The organism is Arthrobacter globiformis, assembly GCF_030817195.1.
In the GTDB taxonomy this organism is placed as follows: Bacteria; Actinomycetota; Actinomycetes; order Actinomycetales; family Micrococcaceae; genus Arthrobacter; species Arthrobacter globiformis_D.
This window is the reverse complement of sequence record NZ_JAUSYZ010000001.1, coordinates 347,924-366,668: the sequence shown is the minus strand read 5'-3', so window position 1 is coordinate 366,668 and position 18,745 is coordinate 347,924. Positions and strand designations below refer to the sequence as shown.

Below are 18,745 nucleotides of genomic sequence, written 5' to 3'. Positions count from 1 at the left end.
GGCAGCGCCCGTCCTTGGGAGGTGCAGTGGTGCCCGCAGTTTCCGAAGCCGCCCCCTTGGGGCTGCTGCAACTGGTCCTCTGGAGCGCAGTGCTGGCGGCCGCAGTCGCCTGCACGGTTTTCATCGTGCGCCATCACTTAAAGACGTCCGACGGCGACAGTTCTGACCTGCTGTTCTGGGACCTTTTCGGCGGCGCGGTGGTGATTGCCCCGGCACTGCTTATCCCCGCGGTTGCCTCGCCACCGGCGGGCCTGGCCCTGGCCGCCGTCGCAGGGGTGAGCGGCATTGCCGCCTACCGCAGCAGCCCTGCGGTGCTTTCCTGGTATGAGACCCGGCGGCGCCGGCGGGTGGACGGACCGCTGTGCCGTGCGGCCGCCGTCGTGCATGAAGAGATCGTTGGACGCTGGGCGCGCTACGAGCTCGACCCCGCGCTGGCCATCAGCTACCCGGACCTGGCGGACGTCCGGCGGCCTGAAACCGCTGATTTCGTGAGGGCCCTGCGGGAGGCCGAGACGCTGAAAACCGCTTGGGATCCCGGGTATCCGCACGCCGTGGACCGCCTCGGCCAGGCGCTGGACCGCGCGGAAACCGCTGCCGGAGTTCCGGCGAGCGTGCGGCGCGCGGGACAAAACGCCTGATCGCCCGCGCATTATGGCCCGCGGAGGCCGGCCATAGGATGGGGCCATGTCAACCTACTCAGTCACGCGCAGCACAGTTATCCCTGCCCCCGCCAAGGACGTGTTTCCGCTGGTCAACAGCTTCCGCGAGTGGCCCAAGTGGTCGCCATGGGAGACCGTGGACCCGGACATGCAGCGGACCTACTCCGGCGCTGAATCCGGCGTTGGAGCCAGGTACGCCTGGCGTGGCAACCGCAAAGCCGGCGCCGGCAACATGGAGATCACCGAGTCGCAGGAACCTGATGTCATTCGGATCCGGCTGGAGTTCACCAAGCCGTTCGCCGCTGTGAACCCCACCACCTTCACGTTCGTTCCGGAGGGCGGCGGCACCCGCGTCACGTGGACCATGACCGGCGAGCACAAGGGCATCGGCAAGGTCTTTGCACTGTTCATGAACATGGACAAGATGGTGGGCGGCGACTTCGAGAAGGGCCTGTCGTCGCTGGCGTCCGTCGTAGGGAGCGGCAAGGCGTAGTCCCCTTCTTCCGTCGCGGGTTCCTGGCGGCACTTGTTCGGCGAGCCGTTTTCCGGAAAGGTAATAAGCACCCTTAGCAGTTCCGGAAATCGCAAAGGAGAACCACCATGCAGATCGACAAGGCCCAGATCCTCGAATTCCTCAGGTCCCAAGGCGACAACGACAAGGCCGCACAGGCCGAGACGCAGCTGCCGGACCAGGTGGACACCGACCAGCACGCCGGGCTGCTCTCCCAGCTCGGCATCAACCCCGCGGACCTGCTGGACAAGCTTCCCGGCGGGTTGGGCGACAAGCTCGGGGGTCTCGGGCTGTAGCCGGGCCGAGGTCTAACTGGACCGCTCTGACTGGACCGCAGTGCAGAATTAGACGGACCCCCGCCCGGGGGTCCGTCGTTATGAGTCGGTCCGAGCGCCGTCGGCCTGCAGGCGAAATGAATTGAGGACAGCGGCTTGGATGGAGTCTTAAAGGGATTCTTTGTGGTGGGCATGGTCCTGCTCGTCGGCTACATTTTGGCCAGGACAAACGCCCTTGGACCGCACGGGACGAAGGTGCTGTCCACCCTGACCTTCATGGTCGGACTGCCAAGCCTGATGTTCTCCACCATCGCGTCCCGGCATATTTCCGAAGTCCTCAGCCAGACTGGCCTCATCTCCGTCGTCACGGCACTTTGCGTCATGGCGCTGTTCGCGTTGAGCGGGGCAATCGGCAGTTGGGGCGTCCGGCGTACGACCATCGGTGCGCTGGCCACGGGAATCGTCAATTCCACGAACCTCGGCGTTCCGCTGTCCCTGTACATTCTCGGCAGCGCCACGTTCGTCACCCCCATCATGCTGTTCCAGCTGGCGCTTATAACCCCGGTGGCGCTGACCATCCTGGACCTGACCGATCCTGATGGCAAAAGGTCCTCCCTGTGGAGCATTCTGTCCACTCCCCTACGCAACCCCGTCACCGTAGCGGCAATTCTCGGCGTCATCGTCAGCGCGGCCGGAATTGAACTTCCGGCCCTGGTGCTGGATCCTCTGAAGCTGGTCGCCCAGCTGACGGTTCCACTGATGCTGATCATCTTCGGCATGTCGCTCCACGGCCTGTCACCGCGCCAGGGCACGGTGGACCGCGTCCCCACCCTGTTCGCCGTTATCCTTAAATCGGCTGTCCAGCCGGCACTCGCCTGGCTGCTTGCCGTGTTTGTGTTCCGCCTCGATACCTTCAGCACCTTCGTTGTCACGGCCTGCGCGATCCTTCCCACCGGCCAGAACGTGGTCCTCTACGCAATCCGGTACGGCGTGGGCCAGAACCTTGCGCAGTCCACAGCGGTCATTACATCGGCCTTGGCAGTCCCGCTGCTTTTGGGCGCGGCCTGGATGTTTGGCTGAGTCCTGCCAGGCTACTGACGGCGGGCGCCTTCCCGGAATACACTCGGCTCCTACGGGCCTGTTGGCCCCACCGCCTGGACGCCCCCGGTCAATGCCGGAAGGGCGCCGGGCCGAGCAGAGAGGCCGGCCATGGACTTCGTGCGCAGCGACCGGGCTTCGCTGGACCCGTTCCCGCATTACGAAAGGATGCGGGAATCCGCTCCGGTGTTCCACGACGAGCAATCCGGAAGCTGGCATGTCTTCCGGTACGACGACGTCCAGCGGGTACTTTCTGAACACGGGACGTTCTCTTCAAGGATGGGAGGAGACGATCCGTCCGAGACCGGCCAGCTGTTCGCGGCAAGCCTGATCACCGCCGATCCGCCCCGGCACCGGCAATTGCGCTCCCTCGTGACGCAGGCCTTTACGCCAAAGGCAGTGGAGGCCCTGGCGCCCCGCATCTCGGCGCTGACGGACGGGCTGCTGGACGGCATTGCTTCCAAAGGATCAGCCGACCTCATCGACGAGCTGGCCTACCCGCTGCCGGTGATCGTGATCGCGGAGCTCATGGGAGTCCCTGCCGGGGACCGCGACCGGTTCAAGCACTGGTCCGACGTGATCGTCAGCCAGACGCAGGCTGGCCCCCGGACCGCCGACCACAGCTCCACCAACCGGGAGATGACCGAGTACTTCCTGACCCTCATCGAACACCGCCGACGCCAGCCCGGCAGCGATCTGATCAGCAACCTGCTGATGGCCGAGATCGAAGGCCAGAAGCTGAGCGTGGCCGAGCTCCTGGGCTTCTGCAGCCTGCTCCTCGTGGCAGGAAATGAAACCACCACCAACCTGATCGGCAACGCCGTCCTCAGTTTCACCGAAGCGCCGGGAACTATGGAACGGCTCCGCGCCGAGCCGTCCCTGCTCCCCCAGGCCATCGAAGAGGTGCTGCGCTACCGCTCCCCCGTCCAGTCGATGTACCGCGTGACAGCTGCTGACACCGCGGTGGGCGACGTCCAGATCCCGGCCGGCGCCCCGCTGGTGGCCTGGATCGGTTCGGCCAACCGCGATGAGCGCCAATTCCGCGATCCTGGACGATTCGACATCGGCCGGACGCCAAACCGGCACCTCGCCTTCGGTCACGGCATCCACTTCTGCCTCGGTGCCCCGCTGGCCAGGCTCGAAGCCAGGATCGCGCTGCAGGCCGTTCTGGACCGGTTCCCCGGACTGGCCCTCACGCCGGGAGCCCACCTGGAACGGATGGACAGCACCATCGTTTACGGAGTCAAGGAGCTGCCCGTCAGCTGGACAACCCCTTGACCGGGCCGGGATTCGAACGGATGCTGGTTGCTTCTTTATTGACCGCCCCGAGGAAGGCCGATGATGTCCGCTACTCGATCAGTTCTGTCCAGGTTCCGGTGGCTTCCGGCGCTGGCCGTCACCATTGTGCTGATGCTTCAGGCCGTCCCGGCCGAGGCCGCCGCCGCTGGAGTCGGCAATGATGTTTCCTGGCCCCAGTGCGGCAGGGCGCTGCCGAAGGGTCCGGCTTTCGGGATCGTGGGGGTCAACAACGGCCTCGCGAACACCACGAACCCGTGCCTGGCCACCCAGCTGACATGGGCGGCGTCCTCGTCGGGCAGCACGGCCCAGCCCAAGGTGCAGCTGTACGTCAACACCGCCAACCCCGGTCTGGCCGGCAGCTGGTGGCCCACCAGCAACACGTATGCCGGCACCAACGTCTTCAACCCCTACGGCGACTGTAAGGCGAACGACGTCGGTCCGGCCTGCTCCTACATGTATGGCTGGGCCAAGGCCTACGACGATGCGTACATCCGCGGCATCAGCAACCCTTCCGCCTACACCTGGTGGCTGGACGTGGAAACCGGAAACTCCTGGTCCGGCGACAAGGTGGCCAACCGGGCAGACCTGGAGGGGATGGTCGCCTTCTTCAGCAGCATCAACGCGAAGACCGGCATCTACTCCACCGCCACGCAGTGGTCCCAGATCGCCGGTACCGTACCCGCAGCCAGCCCGCTGTTCACGCTTCCCAGCTGGCTGGCCGGGGCACGGACCCTGACCGCGGCCACCCGCAACTGCTCCAATGCCGCTCTGACCGGCGGCGGCCGTGTCTCACTCACCCAGTACGTCTCCGGCGGCTACGATTACGACTACTCCTGCATCTGACGTAGCTCCGCCTGCCGCTGCACCTCGAGGTAGCCGAACAGCTGCCGCAGGCCGAAGGCCCACTCCGGGAGCTCCTCTGCCGCGCCCACGCGGTTGATCAGGGCACCGAGGTGGCGGCTTCGGATGGTCACCAAATCCCCGTGCTTGTGGGTGAACCCCTGCCCCGGCTCGTCGCGGTCCTGGGTCGGGGCGAAAAGCGTGCCCGTGAACAGTGCGAAGCCGTCCGGATACTGGTGGTGCCTGCCGCGGGTGGCCGCCACGAGCTCCTCGAAGGGCCTGCTGATCCTCGCCAGCGTGTTCCGCCCCTCGAGCAGGTACCCGTCCGGGCCTTCGACGCGCAGCAGGATCTCCTCCTCGCGGAGGGTGTCCAGCGTGAAGCTGCCGTCGAAGAGCCGGATCAGCGGCCCCAGGGCGCTGGATGCGTTGTTGTCCTTGGCCTTGCCCAGCAGCAGGGCGCTGCGGCCCTCCACGTCGCGCAGGTTGACGTCGTTGCCCAGCGTCGCGCCCACCACCTCGCCGCGGGAGGTGACGATCAGCACCAGTTCCGGCTCCGGATTGTTCCAGGCGGAGAACCGCGGAATCCCGACGCCGGCGCCCAAGCCTACCGAGGACAGTACCGGCGCCTTCGTGAACACCTCCGGATCCGGTCCGATGCCCACCTCGAGGTATTGCGACCAGAGCCCCTCGGCAATCAGGACGCGCTTGGCCCCGGCCGCCTCCGGGGACCCTGGCCGGACCATGGCGATGCTGCCGCCGAGGGCCTTCCCGACAAGTTCGCGCATCTCGGCCGCCCTGCCGGCGTCGCCAGCGCACCGTTCCTCGATCACACGCTCGATCATGCTGTCCACAAACGTCACGCCGCAGGCCTTGATGACCTGCAGGTCAACCGGGGCGAGCAGGTGCGGCATGGCTGTGTCGCCCGCCAGCGAGGCGGCGACGACGTCGGCCGTCGCCCACCGCTGCACCCCCAGTGCCGGGTCAAGGAGCGCCGCACGGACTGCCGCGGCCGGATCAGGCAGTTCGAGCAGTTCCGAGACGGTGCCGGCGAGGCGCGTCAGGTCGACGGCGGAGTCCCCGCTGAGAGCCACCACCCGGGGACCGCCGGTGGCGGGGTCCCAAATCCGGCCAACCAGCAGCGCCTGGTCAGCGTCATCCGGAAGGACAGAGCTCACCGGCGGAACGGAACTCCCGGGAATTAGCGGAGCGGTCACGGCCTGCCCCCGATCGTCGAATCGGAACCGGCGTCAGTTGGCCTGCGCCAGACTCCGTCCACGCGCTGCGGCACGTTCCAGGGGTTGCTGTCCTGCAGCGGCTCCGGCAGACGGGCGGCGGGGAACGACTGGTACGCCACCGGCCGCAGGAAGCGCCGGATCGCGGCCGTCCCCACGGAGGTGGTGGCCAACGTCGCGGCCGGATACGGGCCTCCGTGGTTCTGCGCGTAACTGACGGTGACCCCGGTGGGCCAGCCGTTCCACAGCACCCGGCCGCTGATGTCGGTGAGCCGGGCGGCGAGCCCGGCGACGTCGTCGTCCTCCTCGGCCTGCAGCGTGGTGGTGAGCTGCCCCTCGAGCAGTTCGGCAAGGCCCGGAAGCTCAGCCTGGTCAGTGTATTCGACCACCAGGCTGGCCGGGCCGAACATTTCCTGCCGCAGGATGCCGGGATCTGCGCGCACCGCATCGGCCGTGGTGCGCAGGACGGTGGGCGCCGGTGCTGCCGCGAAGTCACCCTCGAGCAGCACGTCCACTCCGTGGCTGCCGTTGAGCCGGCGGACCGCGTCACCGTAGCCGCTATGCAGCCGTTCGCTTAGTAGCTGCGCCGGCGTGAAATCCGCAAGTGCACTGGCCAGGACACGGCCGGTCTCCGCAGTCTCTGCGGCAGACCCGCAGGCCGGAACGAACAGCAGCCCCGGCTTGGTGCAGAACTGGCCCATGCCGAGTGTGAAGGAGCCCGCATAGCCGGTGAGGATCTCCTCGCGGCGGGCCGCCCACGCCTTCGGCGTGACAAAAACGGCGTTGATGCCACCGAGCTCACCGAAGAACGGGATGGGTTCGGGCCGCGCGGCGGCGCGGTCCAGCAGCGCCCGGCCGCCCGCCGTCGAACCCGTGAAGCCGACGGCTTTCACCAGCGGATGGTCCAAGAGCGCCTCCGCTGCCCGCCGTCCGGAAACCAGGGAGAACAGGCCCGACGGCGCCCCGGCAGCTTCCAGCGCGGAGGTCACCGTTTCGGCGGTGCGGACCGCGAGTTCGCGGTGGCCGTCGTGCGCCTTGTGCACCACGCTGCAGCCGGCGGCGAGCGCCGACGCACTGTCGCCGCCCATCACGCTGAACGCGAAGGGAAAGTTGGATGCACCGAAGACGCCCACGACGCCGAGCGGAACGTTGAAGCGCCGCAGGTCCGGGCGGGGACCCATGCCCCAGTCGGGGTCGGCGTGGTCGATCGTGGCGTCGAAGTGCTCGCCCTGCAGGATCTCGGCCGCGAAGAGCCGGAGCTGGAAGACCGTGCGCTTGAGCTCCCCCTCGAGCCGCGGAACGCCCAGGTGGGTTTCGCGGGCGGCAATCCCCAACAGTGTTGCGGCATCCTGCTCCAAACCGGCGGCCACGGCCTCCAGCCAGCCGGCACGGGTGGCCGGATCCGCGGTCCTGCCGTTTTCGAAGGCGGATTGCGCGGCCTCGACGGCTGCGTTCAGCTCCTCGGCAGTGGTGGCTCCTGCCGCGATGACCGCAGCGCCGGCGCCGGTCATCGGGCGGCCCCTGCGGGAGCGAGGCTTGCGCCCGTAACGGCGGCCCGGCTGCCCACTTCCTGCCAGCCGGAGCCTGCGGGGAACTCCCAGCGGGAGCGGGAGGCGCTCAACATCTCGGCCCCCGTCCCCGGAAGGACCGGCGCGGCGTAGCGCCCGCCGACGATCCGGACAGGCTCGGCGAAGTGCTCGTGCAGGTGGTCGACGTATTCGATCATGCGGCCCTCCTGGCTGCCGCTGACCACTGCATAGTCGAAGAAGGAGAAGTGCTGGACCAGTTCGCACAGGCCCACACCACCGGCGTGCGGGCAGACCGGGACGCCGAACTTGGCCGCGAGCAGGAGGTTGGCGATGTTCTCGTTGACGCCGCCCACGCGGGTGGAATCGAGCTGCAGGACATCGATTGCCCCCGCCTGCAGTAGCTGCTTGAACACGATGCGGCTGGCCACGGCCTCACCGGTGGCCACCCGGACAGGCGCGACGCCCTTTCGAATGTCGGCGTGGCCCAGGATGTCATCAGTGCTGGTGGGCTCTTCGATCCAGTAGGGGTTGAATTCGGCGAGCTCGTTGACCCAGTCGATTGCCTCGGAGACTTCCCACCGCTGGTTGGCATCAATCGCGATGGGCAGGTCGCCGACAGCCTCGCGGGCAAGGGCCATGCGGCGGCGGTCGTCGTTGATGTCGCCGCCCACTTTGAGCTTGATCATGGAGAAGCCCTCGGCGGCGGCCTCCCTGCTCAGCCGCACCAGCTTCTCGTCGCTGTAGCCGAGCCAGCCGGGCGAGGTGGTGTAGGCCGGGAACCCGTCCGCCTTGAGTGCGGCAATCCGGGCGGCCTTGCCGTCCTGGCCGGCACGCAGGATCTCCAGCGCTTCCTCGGGGCTGAGGGCGTCGCGGATATGGGTGAAGTCGACGGCGCTCACCAGCTCTTCCGGGCTCATTTCGCTGAGCAGGAGCCACAAGGGCTTGTTCTCGCGCCGGGCCCGGATGTCCCAGAGGGCACTGACCAGGGCACCGCAGGCCATCTGCGTCACGCCCTTCTCGGGGCCCAGCCAACGCAGCTGGGAGTCGTGGATCAGGCGCTTGGAGGCGCCCCCGAAGTCATAAATCAGTTCGTCGATGTCCCGGCCGACCAGGAGGCGGGCGTAGGCGTCGATGGCGGCGGTGAGGATTTCGTTGCCGCGGCCGCAGCTGAAGACGAAGCCGTGGCCTTCGTCGCCCGCGTCGGTGCGGATGACGACGTAGGCGGCGGAGTAATCGGGGTCAACGTTGACCGCGTCGGAGCCGTCAAGCTCCAGGGACGTGGGGAACCGGACGTCCTGGGTGCTGATGGAGGTGATGAAAGGCATGGATGTTTCTTTCAGGTCGGTGTGGACTGGGCGATTCCTATATGAATTCTGATAATCATATAGGAGCTGTGATCCAGATCAAGCCCCTTCCAGCGCGGGGATCCCGAGCCGCCCTCATCCGGGTACGAAAAAACCCCGGCCTCAATGGCCGGGGTCTGCCCGTCGAACCGTTCCGGTCTGCTTATTTGATGATCCGCTTCCCGGGCGGGCCGACCTCCTCCAGCGGGGCCAGCTCGCCCTCGAAGGCCTGGGCGAATCTGTCGAAGGAGTTGCGGATGTGGCGGGTCATGGCAGCCTCTGCCCCCTCAGGGTCACAGGCCTCGATGGCATCCGTGACGGCAGAATGCTCCGCTACGGTGATGGCGCCATCCACGTCGGCCGGATAAAGCCGGAAGGTATGGAGGTGGCAGTGGGTCTGCGCGAACGCATGCCGGACTACGGGATTCCCCGAGGCAGCCAGGATGGTGTCGTGGAAGCGGGTGTCGTGCGCCACGAGGTCCTGGCGCAGGTCCTTGGTGACCTTCATGGTCTTCCTGAAACCGGCGAGCTCCTTCCCCAGCGCGCCCGCCGGATTGGCCAGCCGGTCGACGGCGGCGGCCCGGGCAGCCCAGGGCTCCACGAGCAGCCGGAACTCAAACAGCGAGCGCAGCTCGGCCAGGCCCAGCAGCGGCGTGGTGCTGTACCCGCGGCCGGGGCTGTAGACCACCAGGTTGTCGCCCTCCAGGCGCTGGAGAACCTCGCGCACGGGCGTCTGGGAGACGCCGAGGCTGCGCGAGACCGCGTCGATGTTGATGCGCGCGCCCGGGGCCATTTCGCCCTCGAGAATGGCCGCACGCATGGACGCGTAGACGTCGCTGACGGCAGCCTTTCCACGGGAAGTATCGGACGATTGACGTGGTGGCACGCGGTTACCTCTTGATTCTGGTCTGACTGGAGTCGCTGGGGGAATCATAAGCCACGCACTCCGGCACCTCCGGGCAAACTTTTTTCGACTGCCCCTTGATCCGTGGCGCATGATCTATATGATTAACCAGATTCCTATATGATTTTGGCGCCGATCTCTTCGGCGTCTTCCCCTACCGCCGGTGCCCAAAGCACCCGAAGCCATGTTCACGTCGAAGGAGACCGCATGACTGCGCTCGGAAGCAAGACCGCCGCCACATCATCCGCCACGCCACCCCGCCTGATGACCCGAAAGCGCTGGGTCATCATCTGGCTCGCCTTTATCGGCCTCAGCATCAACTACCTCGACCGCTCAAGCCTCAGCGTGGCCCTGCCGTTCATGGGCAAGGACTTTGAGCTCACCGCCACCCAGCAGGGGCTCATCTTCGCCGCCTTCTTCTGGGCCTACGACTTCTGCCAGCTCGCGGCCGGCTGGTACGTGGACAAGGTGGGTCCCCGCCGCTCATTCTCCCTGGCGGCGGTCTGGTGGTCCGCCTTCACCATGGTCACGGCCGCCGCATCCAGCTTTTGGTCGCTGTTCGCGGCCAGGTTCCTGCTGGGCGTCGGCGAGAGCCCGGCACCCAGCACGGCCGCCAAGGTGGTGGCCACCTGGTTCCCGGTCCGGGAGCGTGCCTTCGCCACCAGCATCTGGGACTCCGGTTCGCGGGTCGGCGCCGTCATCGCACTGCCCATCGTCACCCTGATCGTTGCCCTTACCTCCTGGCACGCGGTGTTCATCATCATCGGTGTCGCTGGCATTATCTGGGCTGCCGTCTGGTGGAAGTACTACCGCAGCCCCGAGGAGCACCGGGGCGCCAACACCGCCGAGGTGGACTACATCCGCGAAGGCGGCGCCCGCGGCGAAGCCAGCGATGATGCCGGTGCTGCCAAGCTCCCGTGGCGGTCCCTCTTCAAGTACCGCACGGTGCTCAGCATGATGTTCGGCTTCTTCTGCCTGAACAGCGCCATCTACTTCTTCATCACGTTCTTCCCCAGCTACCTCGTGAAGGAACGCGGCTTCGACCTCCTGAAGCTGGGCTTCTTTGGCGCCATCCCGGGCATCTGCGCCGTGCTGTGCGGCTGGCTTGGCGGATACCTGGCCGACCGCGCAGTCCGGGCGGGCGCATCCGTGACCAAGGTCCGCAAGACCGCCATCGCCGGCGGCCTGGCCGGCGGCTCGGTCATCATGTTCGCCGCGCTGGTGCCCGAAGCCTGGATGGCCCTCGCCCTTCTGTCCGTGGCCTACTCCAGCCTGACCGTGGCCGCCACCGGCATCTGGTCGCTGCCGGCCGACGTCGCCCCCAGCTCCCGCCACGTGGGTTCCATCGGCGGCCTGCAGAACTTCGCCTCAAACCTGGCCGGTATCTTCACCCCGATCCTGATCGGCGTGCTGGTGGACCAGACGGGATCGTTCGTCGCGCCGCTCGCGGTAATCGGCGCAGTGTCGCTGGTCGGCGCCGCCAACTACCTGTTCATCATGGGCAAGATCGAACCCCTGAAGGTCAAGGAAGCCTAGACACAGCAGCAAACACAGCAACGCGGGGTCGAAGGGACCCCGCGTTGCTGTGTTTGCAGTTACAGTTCGACGGTCCCGCTCTCGCCCACGCTCATGCGGCTGTGCGTGACCTTCGACTTGACCCACTGCAGGACGGTCGCCGCGGTGCCGCCGGGACTCGTCCAGTACTCGGCGGAGTCGGAGTCCACGTGCAGCAGGACCACCCCGGGGGTGTCCGGCCCGTCCGGGAACCAGGCCTCAACCGCTTGGTTCCAGAGCTCGTGGATCTTGGCGCGGTCCCGCACCACCTCGGCGGTCCCGGCCACCGACACCCACTCGGTGCGCTTGCCGAAGGACACGTTGACCCGGGGATCGGTCGCGATGTGGGCCACCTGGGAGGTTCCCTCCCCGGTGAAGAACCACATGTCGCCGTCGTCCTTAACGTCCTGGACGGCCAGCGGCCGGCTGACCAGGGCGCCTTCCTCGTTGATCGTGGTGAACATTCCGATGTGGGAATCGTTGATGATGTCCGTGACCTTGCTGATGCTTTCCGTGCCTGCCATGCTGTCACCTGTTCTGCTCGGTTGCGTTCTCTTCGATGCGTTCAGCTGAACCGGGTCAATGCCCTGGCAACCACCCTATTGGTAAGTGTGCTTACTTTCCAGCCGCGCAGGTCAGCCGACGGCGGCCGTTGCGTTCGCCAGTTCCGGCTCGCCGGTCGCGGCGAAGGGCGCTGCGGCGGCCTCCGCGATGCGGGCTGCGGTGGCCTGCCCCATGCGGACGGCCCCGTCGACGTGCTGGTAGCCTTCGGCGGCGAGGTCGGAGGAGCACCAGTAGATGGGGCCGACGGCTGTGTGCTGATCCTTGCCGTACCGGTGCAGCCCGCCCAGGTCGTAGCTGGCGGCGTAGGCGCCGCGCGTCCACTCCTCGGAACCCCAGTCGGATTCGTAGTACACCTCGGGCTCGAGGGCCTGGTCCCCCAGGAAGCCGGCGATCGATTCCAGGATGGCCCGGCGGCGGTCATCGGCACTCAGCTCGAAGACGGCGTCGGCCTTTTCATCGGAGACGAAGCCCACGAGTGTTCCGCGGGTGTCGCCGTGGTTGGTGTTGTCGTAGACCTCCTGGACCAGCGAACCCGCGCCGAACCCGGTACCGGAAAGCCCGTCCTCGCGCCAGAACGGCGTGCTGTAGACCGCGTGCACCTTGATGACCAGGCCCAGCGACTGGTGCTGGTGCATCTGGTGCTGGCGGCGCGGCAGCGGCGGGTTGAAGGATACGCGGGAGTACAGGTTGGGCGGCACGGCCATGATCACGAAGCGCGCGTTCACCGTGGCCCGGTCCGAGACGGCTGTGACGCGGTGGCCGTTTTCGCCGTCGGCCTCCCAATGGATGGTGCGCACCGGGCTGTTAAGGACGACGTCGGCACCCAGTTCCGCTGCCTGCAGCAGGGAAACCTGTTGCATCCCGCCGATAACCCGCTTGTCCAGGATGAAGTCCTCATCCGTCAGGTGGGTGAAGGAACCGGCGGAGGCGGCCATCAGGACGGCCTGCAGGGCGGAGAAGGCGTGCGCCGGCTTGGTGAGCATGCCGCCGGCGATAAAGAGACCGATGTTGTTGCAGGCCTCCTCGTCCGGGGAATTCTGGCGCAGCCAGTGGTGGAAGGAGATGGTGTCCAGTTCCCTCGCCTTGGGATGCGCCCAGGGCTCGGCGGGTCCAACCTCGGCCGCCAGCTCGTCCAGCAGCGCGATGAGCTTGTCCATTTCAGCTGCCGTGGTGGCGCTGACCGGGAACATGTCGCCGGTGTAGCGGACCGGGGCGCCGTCCGCACCGATGTAGACGGATTCCCCTTCGCGGTAACGGGAGTACGTTTCCAGGCCGAGTTCGTCCAGCAGGGCCAGCAGCGCTGTCTGGTCCGGGGATACCCACTGGCCGCCGATCTCGAGCATGGCACCGTCAACGGTGTCGGTCCACGTCCGGCCGCCCACGCGGTCACGGGCTTCCAGCACGGCGACGGTCAGGCCCGCCTTTTTCAGTTGGCGGGCAGCGGTGAGGCCGGAGGGGCCGGCGCCTACGATCACTACGTCGCGGTCAAGATTCAGCATGATGTCCTTTCTCTGTGGCCGCGCAAGTGATGCGAACCACTAAATGAATGCCATTCATTTATAAGAACTATAGGGCTTTTGGCGGAGGAGCGGAAGAGGCTGATGGAATAATGCGAAAGGACGTTCACCCGCAGAAAGGTCAGCCATGCCGGCATCACCAGCCGTAGCAACAGCCGGTTCAACGACAGCTGGGCAGGGCACCAGGCGCCGCGCCGGGCGCCCCGTGGGAGGCGTGCTGGACAAGGGCGGCATCACAGAGGGTGCGCTGCGGCTCATCGAGAAGAAGGGCTACGACGGCCTCACCATGGCCGCACTGGCCCGTTCACTGAACGTGGCGCCGTCGGCCCTTTACAACCACGTGAAATCCAAGCGGGACGTTCTCCTGCTGGTGGAGGACCACCTGGCATCCCTTGTGGATGTTTCGGCCTTCGGCGCCGGTCCGTGGGAGGACGCCGTGCGGAAATGGGCCTGGAGCTACCGCGACGTTTTCTCCCGCCACACCCCGCTGATACCGGTCATTGCCGTGCTGCCCGTGACCGATGCGCCACAGACCTTGGCCATGTATGAAACGGTCAGCTCCGGCTTCCGCGACGCCGGTTTTCCGGAGGAGCGGATCGTCTCTTCCATCGTCGCGCTGGAGTCCTTCATTTTCGGCTCGGCCTACGACGTCACGGCGCCGGCGGACATCTTCGATCCCGGAACCATGGCGGAGGCGACGCCCAGCTTCACGGGCGCGGTCCGGAGCCTGGCCGAGCAGGGCCACGAGCGGCCCGCCGACGTCGCCTTCAGCCTTGGCCTGGAGGCACTGATCAACGGGCTGGGCGGCTTGCGGGGCTGATCCCATTCCTCCCGCCGCCCAAGGCGACTAAGATTCCCAAACACGCAAGCTGCGAGCTCAAGGACGGCGCCATGACCGTAATCGACCCGGAATCGCTGTTCTTTGAGTACAAGCTCCGGTACCGCGGCACGCCGGGGCTTGAGCATGATCCCGCGGACTATCCGCTGCGCTGGGAAGTTGCGGTGAGTTACCCAATTCCCACCCCCGGCGGCGACGAGGAACGGCAACTTGGCAGCGCCGTCGTCCAGGTTGTTCCCAAAGCCGGCATGATCAACCTCTTCCTCACCACCGGCACGGCCGACCAGGAAATGGCCAAAGCCGTTGAAATGCTCACCACGGACCGCCCGGACCTCATCAGGGAATACCTGCAGGACGGCGGAGACCTGATGATCGTCTCCTCGCTCGAGATCTTCCCCGAGTACCGTGGCGGCAGGACGGGCTACTCGGTGCTCAACGCCATCGTGGAAACCGTGGGCCGGTCTGTGAACCTGGTGGTGGTCCACGCCGCGCCGGCGGACGGCGCAGGGTCACCGCCGGCGGACTCAGCAGAGTACGAGGAGGCCAAATCGGCGTTGCGGGCCTACTGGAAGGACTTCGGGTTCGAGGAGGCCACCGGCGACTACCTGGTGTTCTTCCACAAGAAAATCCTGGCCTGACACCACGCCGGCGGCGGCGCACTATATGCTCGTGTCCGGATGGCGGCCGCGGGGGGATGCGGGCGTCGCCATAGGCAAAGGTCTCCGCCATGTCCGTTCTGAAAGTCCTTGTCGCTGCCCTTCTCGCGCTGGCCGTTCCGGCCGGAGCGGTGGCCACGGCCCCGCCCGCCAACGCGTCGGCGCAGGTGTACAACCCCTGCGCGCGGCTCAGCGCCGGGCAGACCAAGTTTTCCGGTTTCGGGGCGAACAGGGTCACATTCGCCACGGCTGCCACCCGCAACACCAGCCTGCTCACCATCACCGGCTGTGTCCGTTCGGGAAACCGCTATATCCAGGAATGGCAGGACTGGGGCTACGGCGGGCAGTACGGGTTTGCGGCGCAGAACCGGGAATGGGAGGACACTTACCGGTCCCCCACCGGCTCGTTCAGTTTCACGGAGGCCCTGGGGCGCAGCAATCCCGGCTCGGCCCTGAAGTACTACAAGATCAACTACCGGTCCCGCTGGGGCGGTGAATGGAACCGGAACTACAACCAGTACTTTGAAGGCGCAGGCGGCGAAGCCGACGAGAACCTCTGGACCTTCATGAACCAGGGCTATTACGAGCAGGCCGCCGTCATCAATTACAACCGGCCGCCGGACTCAAAGACCGTTCTCGGCGCCTCGTACGCCATTTTCTTCCATGCCGGCCGCGCCCCCAGCGCCGGCTGCGTCTCCACGAGCCTGGCCACGGTCACCCGTCTGCTCCGGACCAACCGGCCAGGAGACCGCATCATCATGGGAGCGGTGGATGACGTGTTCACGCCATACTCGAGCAACCCGTTCGGTGCCATCACCTCCAAGTACGCCCGGACCGGCGGACCCGCCAGCTGGCTGGGTAACCCCGCCTCCCGTGAGGTGACAGGACTGCCGAGCGGCGGGGCGTACCAGGTGTTCCGGGGCGGGTCGATCTATTGGTCGCCGGCGGGCGGTGCTCGTACGATCGGCGGTGCGATCCGCAGCAAATGGGCTGCCGCCGGCGCGCAGAACGGCAGGCTCGGCTACCCCACGTCGGATGAGGGACGCGGCCTCAGGAACGGCGGTGCCTACCAGGGCTTCCTGGGCGGCCGGATCCACTGGTCCCGTGCGACGGGGGCGCACATCACCCGTGGCGGAATCCTCGCCGCTTGGGCCGCATCAGGCTACGAACGCGGTGCGCTCGGCTACCCCACGTCCGACGAGATCGGCGGCCTGAAAGACGGCGGCAGCTACCAGACCTTCCAGGGCGGAATCATCCACTGGTCCTCCACCACAGGTGCCCGCATCACCCGCGGCGCCATCCGCACAGCCTGGGCCGGGGCCGGTTCGGAACATGGCACCCTCGGCTACCCCACAAGCAATGAGTACGCCTTCAGCGGCGGCGCGGCGCAGAACTTCCAGGGCGGCACCATCACGTGGACTGCCCAGGCGGGGGCGCGGATTGTTGCCGGGGCCATTGGCGCGAAGTTCAAGGCCGCCGGCACCCTTGGGTATGCCGTCACAAATGAACTGTCCACCGGGATCGGCGGACGTTACCAGGGCTTCCGGAACGGCTACATCATCTGGCACCGCACCACGGGCGCGCACATCTCCACGCCAGCATTGCGTGCTGCGTGGATCGCCGCCGGCGGGGGAACCGGTCCATTGGGGTTCCCCACAGGGGACGCGCGTCCGGCTGCTTCGGGCACCCTCCAGGACTACCAGCACGGAGGCATTGCCATCGCCGCGGACGGAACCGTGACCGTCACACTGGACCCACCGCCGTCGCCGTCGGCCCCGACAGCCACCCCCATAGCAACCGGCAGCTAAGCGCGTCACGCCGAGGGCAGCCCGCTGTCCAGGCGGGACGCGGTGAACCAGTCATCCAGCTCGGCGGCCGGTGCTGGCCGGAGGATGTGGAATCCCTGTGCCTGGTCGCAGCCGTAACGGGCCAGCTGGTCCAGCGCACCTCCGTCCTCCACCCCCTCGGCAACAACTGTCAGGCCGAGGCTGTGTGCGAGGTTGATGGTCGAGGCCACCAGGGCCGCACCCCGCGGGTCCTCGGTCATCGAAACGATGAAGGAGCGGTCAAGCTTCAGCTCGTTGATGGGCAGGTCCCGAAGGTAGGCCAGCGAACTGTAGCCCGTGCCGAAATCATCGATCGCCACCCGGATGCCCCGGGCCTGCAACCCGGACAGGATGTCCCTGGCGCGGACACGGTCCGGCATCATGAAATCCTCGGTGATCTCGACCATCAGCGCCGACTCCGCCAGGCCCCGCTCCTGGATCATGGCTGCAATCCGGTCCGGCAGCTCTGCGTCGATGAGTGAGCTGACAGAGAGATTGCAGCCACGGTCATCGACCTGCCCTGCGAATGCCAGATGGCCGCCTGGTCCAGCGCCAGGGTAAGCACCCGGTCGTTCAGGGCGTTCATGAGCCCGCCCTCCTCGGCAAGGAGAAGAAACGAGCCGGGGGCCAGCAGCCCGTGCCGGGGGTGGCTCCAGCGGACCAGGGCCTCCACGCCCTTCGCCTCACCTGTGATCACGTCCACCTTGGGCTGGTAATGCAGCAGGAGCTCATCCTAGGCCAGGGCTGTGCGAAGTTCCTGGAGCATCCTCAGCCGCTCCTCCCCGGGGCTTTGGTCCTCACTGGCGTACACGTGCCGGCCGCTGCGCGAGTTTTTGGCGCGGTACATTGCCGTGTCGGCCTTGCGGAGCAGCGTCTTCAGGTCCGTCCCCTGCTCCGGGAACAGGGCGATGCCGACACTGACACCGACCTGAAGGGCAATGCCCCTCAGGGTAAGGGGCTCACTCAAGGCGGCCCGCAGCCGGTCAGCGAGCTGGAGTGCCTCGTGCTCGCCGGCATCGCGAAGGATAATGGCGAACTCGTCCCCGCCCAGCCGGGCTATCAGGTCATCGGGCCCCAGGCACCGGCGAAGCCGTTTACTGATCTGGATCAGCAGCCGGTCCCCCACGTCATGGCCCAGGCTGTCGTTGATTTCCTTGAACCTGTCCGCGTCCAGGAGCAGGAAGGCGCACGGTGCACCCTGCTGCGCCTCGAGCACCCCCGGGGCGTCGGCATAGAGCGCCCGCCGGTTCGGCAGCCCCGTCAGTTCATCGGTCCTCGACTGCCGGCGCACCTCGGCGAGAGTGACCAACTGACGGAAGGCCATCTGGGTGCGGATGCCGGCTGACACCAGTGTGGCTGCGGCCAGTCCGACGGCGAGTTCCGGCACCGGGGTTCCGGTGCCCACGATCAGGACGCCCAGGCCGGCGGCGGTGGCAACCATCGGAACCGCCGGCGTCCAAGCCCCTTCGCTGGTGCCCTCGGCTGCTGCCCCCTGCCGGGTAAAGTCATCCGCCCAGGCGGCGATGAGGCACATGCCTGCTGTCCAGCCGGCATCCAGGGGTGTGCCCAGATAGTAGGTGTCGTTCTCCAGCCTGAAGGCGTAGGCAACATCGGCCGCGGCGAACACCATAAGCCCCAGCATCAGGGTTACCCCGCTGCGGCCGGTGGCGAGACCCGGCACGGCAGCCATTCCGGCGGTCACGGCCAGGACCACGAGATCCAGAAGGGGGTAGGCGACCGCAACGGACGTGGCGAACGAGGGGAACCCGCCGGCAGCCGACAGCAGCGGGCTGAGCAGAACCACCAGGACGGAGGCGGCACCGAATGACCCGACGACGGCGTCCAGCAGCACCGAACGCGCCAGCCGCTGGCGCAGCGCGAGCAGATAGACGAACAAGCCGCCGAGAACCAGCGGATAGAACAGCAGGTAGCCGATATCCGCCGGCGACGGGAAGGGCAGCGAGCTGGCCCCTGCCAGCGAGGAGACGTAGATAGTGCTCCCCGCCGCAAACGCACTCAAGGCCATCGCCACGAGGGCGAGTGCCCGGCGGTTCTTGGCGGCGGTAGGCCGCCAGCCAGGCCACGGCAGCGGGCGCCCAC

At 67.0% G+C, this 18,745-nt stretch carries 17 protein-coding genes and 1 pseudogene; 10 read left to right on the top strand and 8 right to left on the bottom strand.

Going from position 1 to position 18,745, the window contains the following annotated elements:
- The first annotated feature begins 29 nt into the window (after positions 1-29).
- The 6 genes from QF036_RS01735 to QF036_RS01710 all read left to right on the top strand — a co-directional run bounded on the left by QF036_RS01735 (position 30) and on the right by QF036_RS01710 (position 4,685).
- Positions 30-638 (top strand): hypothetical protein, encoded by a 609-nt coding sequence (locus QF036_RS01735; RefSeq protein WP_307098646.1) that lies wholly within the window; start codon positions 30-32, stop codon positions 636-638.
- Between the two features lie 46 nt (positions 639-684).
- The gene (locus QF036_RS01730; protein WP_307098644.1) at positions 685-1,152 is read left to right on the top strand and encodes an SRPBCC family protein; all 468 of its coding nucleotides are present in this window, start codon (positions 685-687) and stop codon (positions 1,150-1,152) included.
- A 107-nt stretch (positions 1,153-1,259) separates the two neighbouring features.
- Positions 1,260-1,466, top strand: coding sequence for a hypothetical protein (locus QF036_RS01725; RefSeq protein ID WP_307098642.1), 207 nt, complete (start codon positions 1,260-1,262; stop codon positions 1,464-1,466).
- 135 nt (positions 1,467-1,601) lie between these two features.
- Entirely contained in the window at positions 1,602-2,525 is a 924-nt protein-coding gene (locus QF036_RS01720) for an AEC family transporter (protein ID WP_307098641.1), read from the top strand.
- A gap of 129 nt (positions 2,526-2,654) precedes the next feature.
- Positions 2,655-3,821, top strand: coding sequence for a cytochrome P450 (locus QF036_RS01715; protein ID WP_307098639.1), 1,167 nt, complete (start codon positions 2,655-2,657; stop codon positions 3,819-3,821).
- Between the two features lie 60 nt (positions 3,822-3,881).
- On the top strand, positions 3,882-4,685 hold the full coding sequence (locus tag QF036_RS01710; RefSeq protein WP_307098637.1) for a hypothetical protein: 804 nt from the start codon (positions 3,882-3,884) through the stop codon (positions 4,683-4,685).
- On the opposite strand, the gene QF036_RS01705 is transcribed toward QF036_RS01710, so the two are convergent.
- The 4 genes from QF036_RS01705 to QF036_RS01690 form a co-directional block, all read right to left on the bottom strand.
- Positions 4,670-5,857 carry a fumarylacetoacetate hydrolase family protein gene (locus QF036_RS01705; RefSeq protein ID WP_307098635.1) on the bottom strand — a complete coding sequence of 396 codons (1,188 nt, stop codon included), beginning with the start codon at positions 5,855-5,857 and terminating at the stop codon, positions 4,670-4,672. The two genes, QF036_RS01710 and QF036_RS01705, sit on opposite strands and share 16 nt — an antisense overlap.
- 35 nt (positions 5,858-5,892) lie before the next feature.
- On the bottom strand, positions 5,893-7,425 hold the full coding sequence (locus QF036_RS01700; RefSeq protein ID WP_307098633.1) for an aldehyde dehydrogenase (NADP(+)): 1,533 nt from the start codon (positions 7,423-7,425) through the stop codon (positions 5,893-5,895).
- On the bottom strand, positions 7,422-8,768 hold the full coding sequence (locus tag QF036_RS01695; protein WP_307098632.1) for an L-fuconate dehydratase: 1,347 nt from the start codon (positions 8,766-8,768) through the stop codon (positions 7,422-7,424). Before QF036_RS01695 ends, QF036_RS01700 begins: the two co-directional genes overlap by 4 nt.
- A 181-nt stretch (positions 8,769-8,949) precedes the next feature.
- Entirely contained in the window at positions 8,950-9,672 is a 723-nt protein-coding gene (locus QF036_RS01690) for a GntR family transcriptional regulator (protein ID WP_307098630.1), read from the bottom strand.
- Positions 9,673-9,897: 225 nt separating this feature from the next.
- On the opposite strand from QF036_RS01690, the gene QF036_RS01685 reads away from it, so the two are divergent.
- Positions 9,898-11,226 carry an MFS transporter gene (locus QF036_RS01685; RefSeq protein ID WP_307098628.1) on the top strand — a complete coding sequence of 443 codons (1,329 nt, stop codon included), beginning with the start codon at positions 9,898-9,900 and terminating at the stop codon, positions 11,224-11,226.
- 59 nt (positions 11,227-11,285) lie between these two features.
- Here the strand turns inward: QF036_RS01685 and QF036_RS01680 are convergent, their stop codons facing one another.
- Together QF036_RS01680 and QF036_RS01675 are read right to left on the bottom strand one after the other, a co-directional pair.
- Positions 11,286-11,768: a pyridoxamine 5'-phosphate oxidase family protein gene (locus tag QF036_RS01680; RefSeq protein WP_307098626.1), complete on the bottom strand. Its 483-nt coding sequence runs from the start codon at positions 11,766-11,768 to the stop codon at positions 11,286-11,288.
- 111 nt (positions 11,769-11,879) lie between these two features.
- Entirely contained in the window at positions 11,880-13,307 is a 1,428-nt protein-coding gene (locus QF036_RS01675; RefSeq protein WP_307098624.1) for a flavin monoamine oxidase family protein, read from the bottom strand.
- Between the two features lie 145 nt (positions 13,308-13,452).
- On the opposite strand from QF036_RS01675, the gene QF036_RS01670 reads away from it, so the two are divergent.
- The 3 genes from QF036_RS01670 to QF036_RS01660 all read left to right on the top strand — a co-directional run bounded on the left by QF036_RS01670 (position 13,453) and on the right by QF036_RS01660 (position 16,627).
- On the top strand, positions 13,453-14,145 hold the full coding sequence (locus QF036_RS01670; protein ID WP_307098622.1) for a TetR/AcrR family transcriptional regulator: 693 nt from the start codon (positions 13,453-13,455) through the stop codon (positions 14,143-14,145).
- Between the two features lie 71 nt (positions 14,146-14,216).
- A complete protein-coding gene (locus tag QF036_RS01665) occupies positions 14,217-14,801 on the top strand; it encodes a hypothetical protein (RefSeq protein ID WP_307098619.1) in 585 nt (194 codons plus the stop codon).
- Positions 14,802-14,890: 89 nt separating this feature from the next.
- Positions 14,891-16,627, top strand: coding sequence for a hypothetical protein (locus QF036_RS01660; RefSeq protein ID WP_307098618.1), 1,737 nt, complete (start codon positions 14,891-14,893; stop codon positions 16,625-16,627).
- Between the two features lie 5 nt (positions 16,628-16,632).
- On the opposite strand, the pseudogene QF036_RS01655 reads toward QF036_RS01660, so the two are convergent.
- Together QF036_RS01655 and QF036_RS01650 are read right to left on the bottom strand one after the other, a co-directional pair.
- Positions 16,633-17,318: pseudogene (locus QF036_RS01655) on the bottom strand (EAL domain-containing protein).
- Positions 17,319-17,378: 60 nt separating this feature from the next.
- A complete protein-coding gene (locus QF036_RS01650) occupies positions 17,379-18,665 on the bottom strand; it encodes a GGDEF domain-containing protein (protein WP_307098616.1) in 1,287 nt (428 codons plus the stop codon).
- Positions 18,666-18,745: the final 80 nt, after the last annotated feature.

Excerpts from the sequence above, each read along its gene's own strand:
- QF036_RS01685 (WP_307098628.1), top strand. The coding sequence starts at position 9,898 with ATGACTGCGCTCGGAAGCAAGACCGCCGCCACATCATCCGCCACGCCA.
- QF036_RS01715 (WP_307098639.1), top strand. The coding sequence starts at position 2,655 with ATGGACTTCGTGCGCAGCGACCGGGCTTCGCTGGACCCGTTCCCGCAT.
- QF036_RS01660 (WP_307098618.1), top strand. The coding sequence starts at position 14,891 with ATGTCCGTTCTGAAAGTCCTTGTCGCTGCCCTTCTCGCGCTGGCCGTT.
- QF036_RS01730 (WP_307098644.1), top strand. The coding sequence starts at position 685 with ATGTCAACCTACTCAGTCACGCGCAGCACAGTTATCCCTGCCCCCGCC.
- QF036_RS01710 (WP_307098637.1), top strand. The coding sequence starts at position 3,882 with ATGATGTCCGCTACTCGATCAGTTCTGTCCAGGTTCCGGTGGCTTCCG.
- QF036_RS01680 (WP_307098626.1), bottom strand. The coding sequence starts at position 11,768 with ATGGCAGGCACGGAAAGCATCAGCAAGGTCACGGACATCATCAACGAT.
- QF036_RS01700 (WP_307098633.1), bottom strand. The coding sequence starts at position 7,425 with ATGACCGGCGCCGGCGCTGCGGTCATCGCGGCAGGAGCCACCACTGCC.
- QF036_RS01695 (WP_307098632.1), bottom strand. The coding sequence starts at position 8,768 with ATGCCTTTCATCACCTCCATCAGCACCCAGGACGTCCGGTTCCCCACG.
- QF036_RS01670 (WP_307098622.1), top strand. The coding sequence starts at position 13,453 with ATGCCGGCATCACCAGCCGTAGCAACAGCCGGTTCAACGACAGCTGGG.
- QF036_RS01665 (WP_307098619.1), top strand. The coding sequence starts at position 14,217 with ATGACCGTAATCGACCCGGAATCGCTGTTCTTTGAGTACAAGCTCCGG.
- QF036_RS01725 (WP_307098642.1), top strand. The coding sequence starts at position 1,260 with ATGCAGATCGACAAGGCCCAGATCCTCGAATTCCTCAGGTCCCAAGGC.
- QF036_RS01675 (WP_307098624.1), bottom strand. The coding sequence starts at position 13,307 with ATGCTGAATCTTGACCGCGACGTAGTGATCGTAGGCGCCGGCCCCTCC.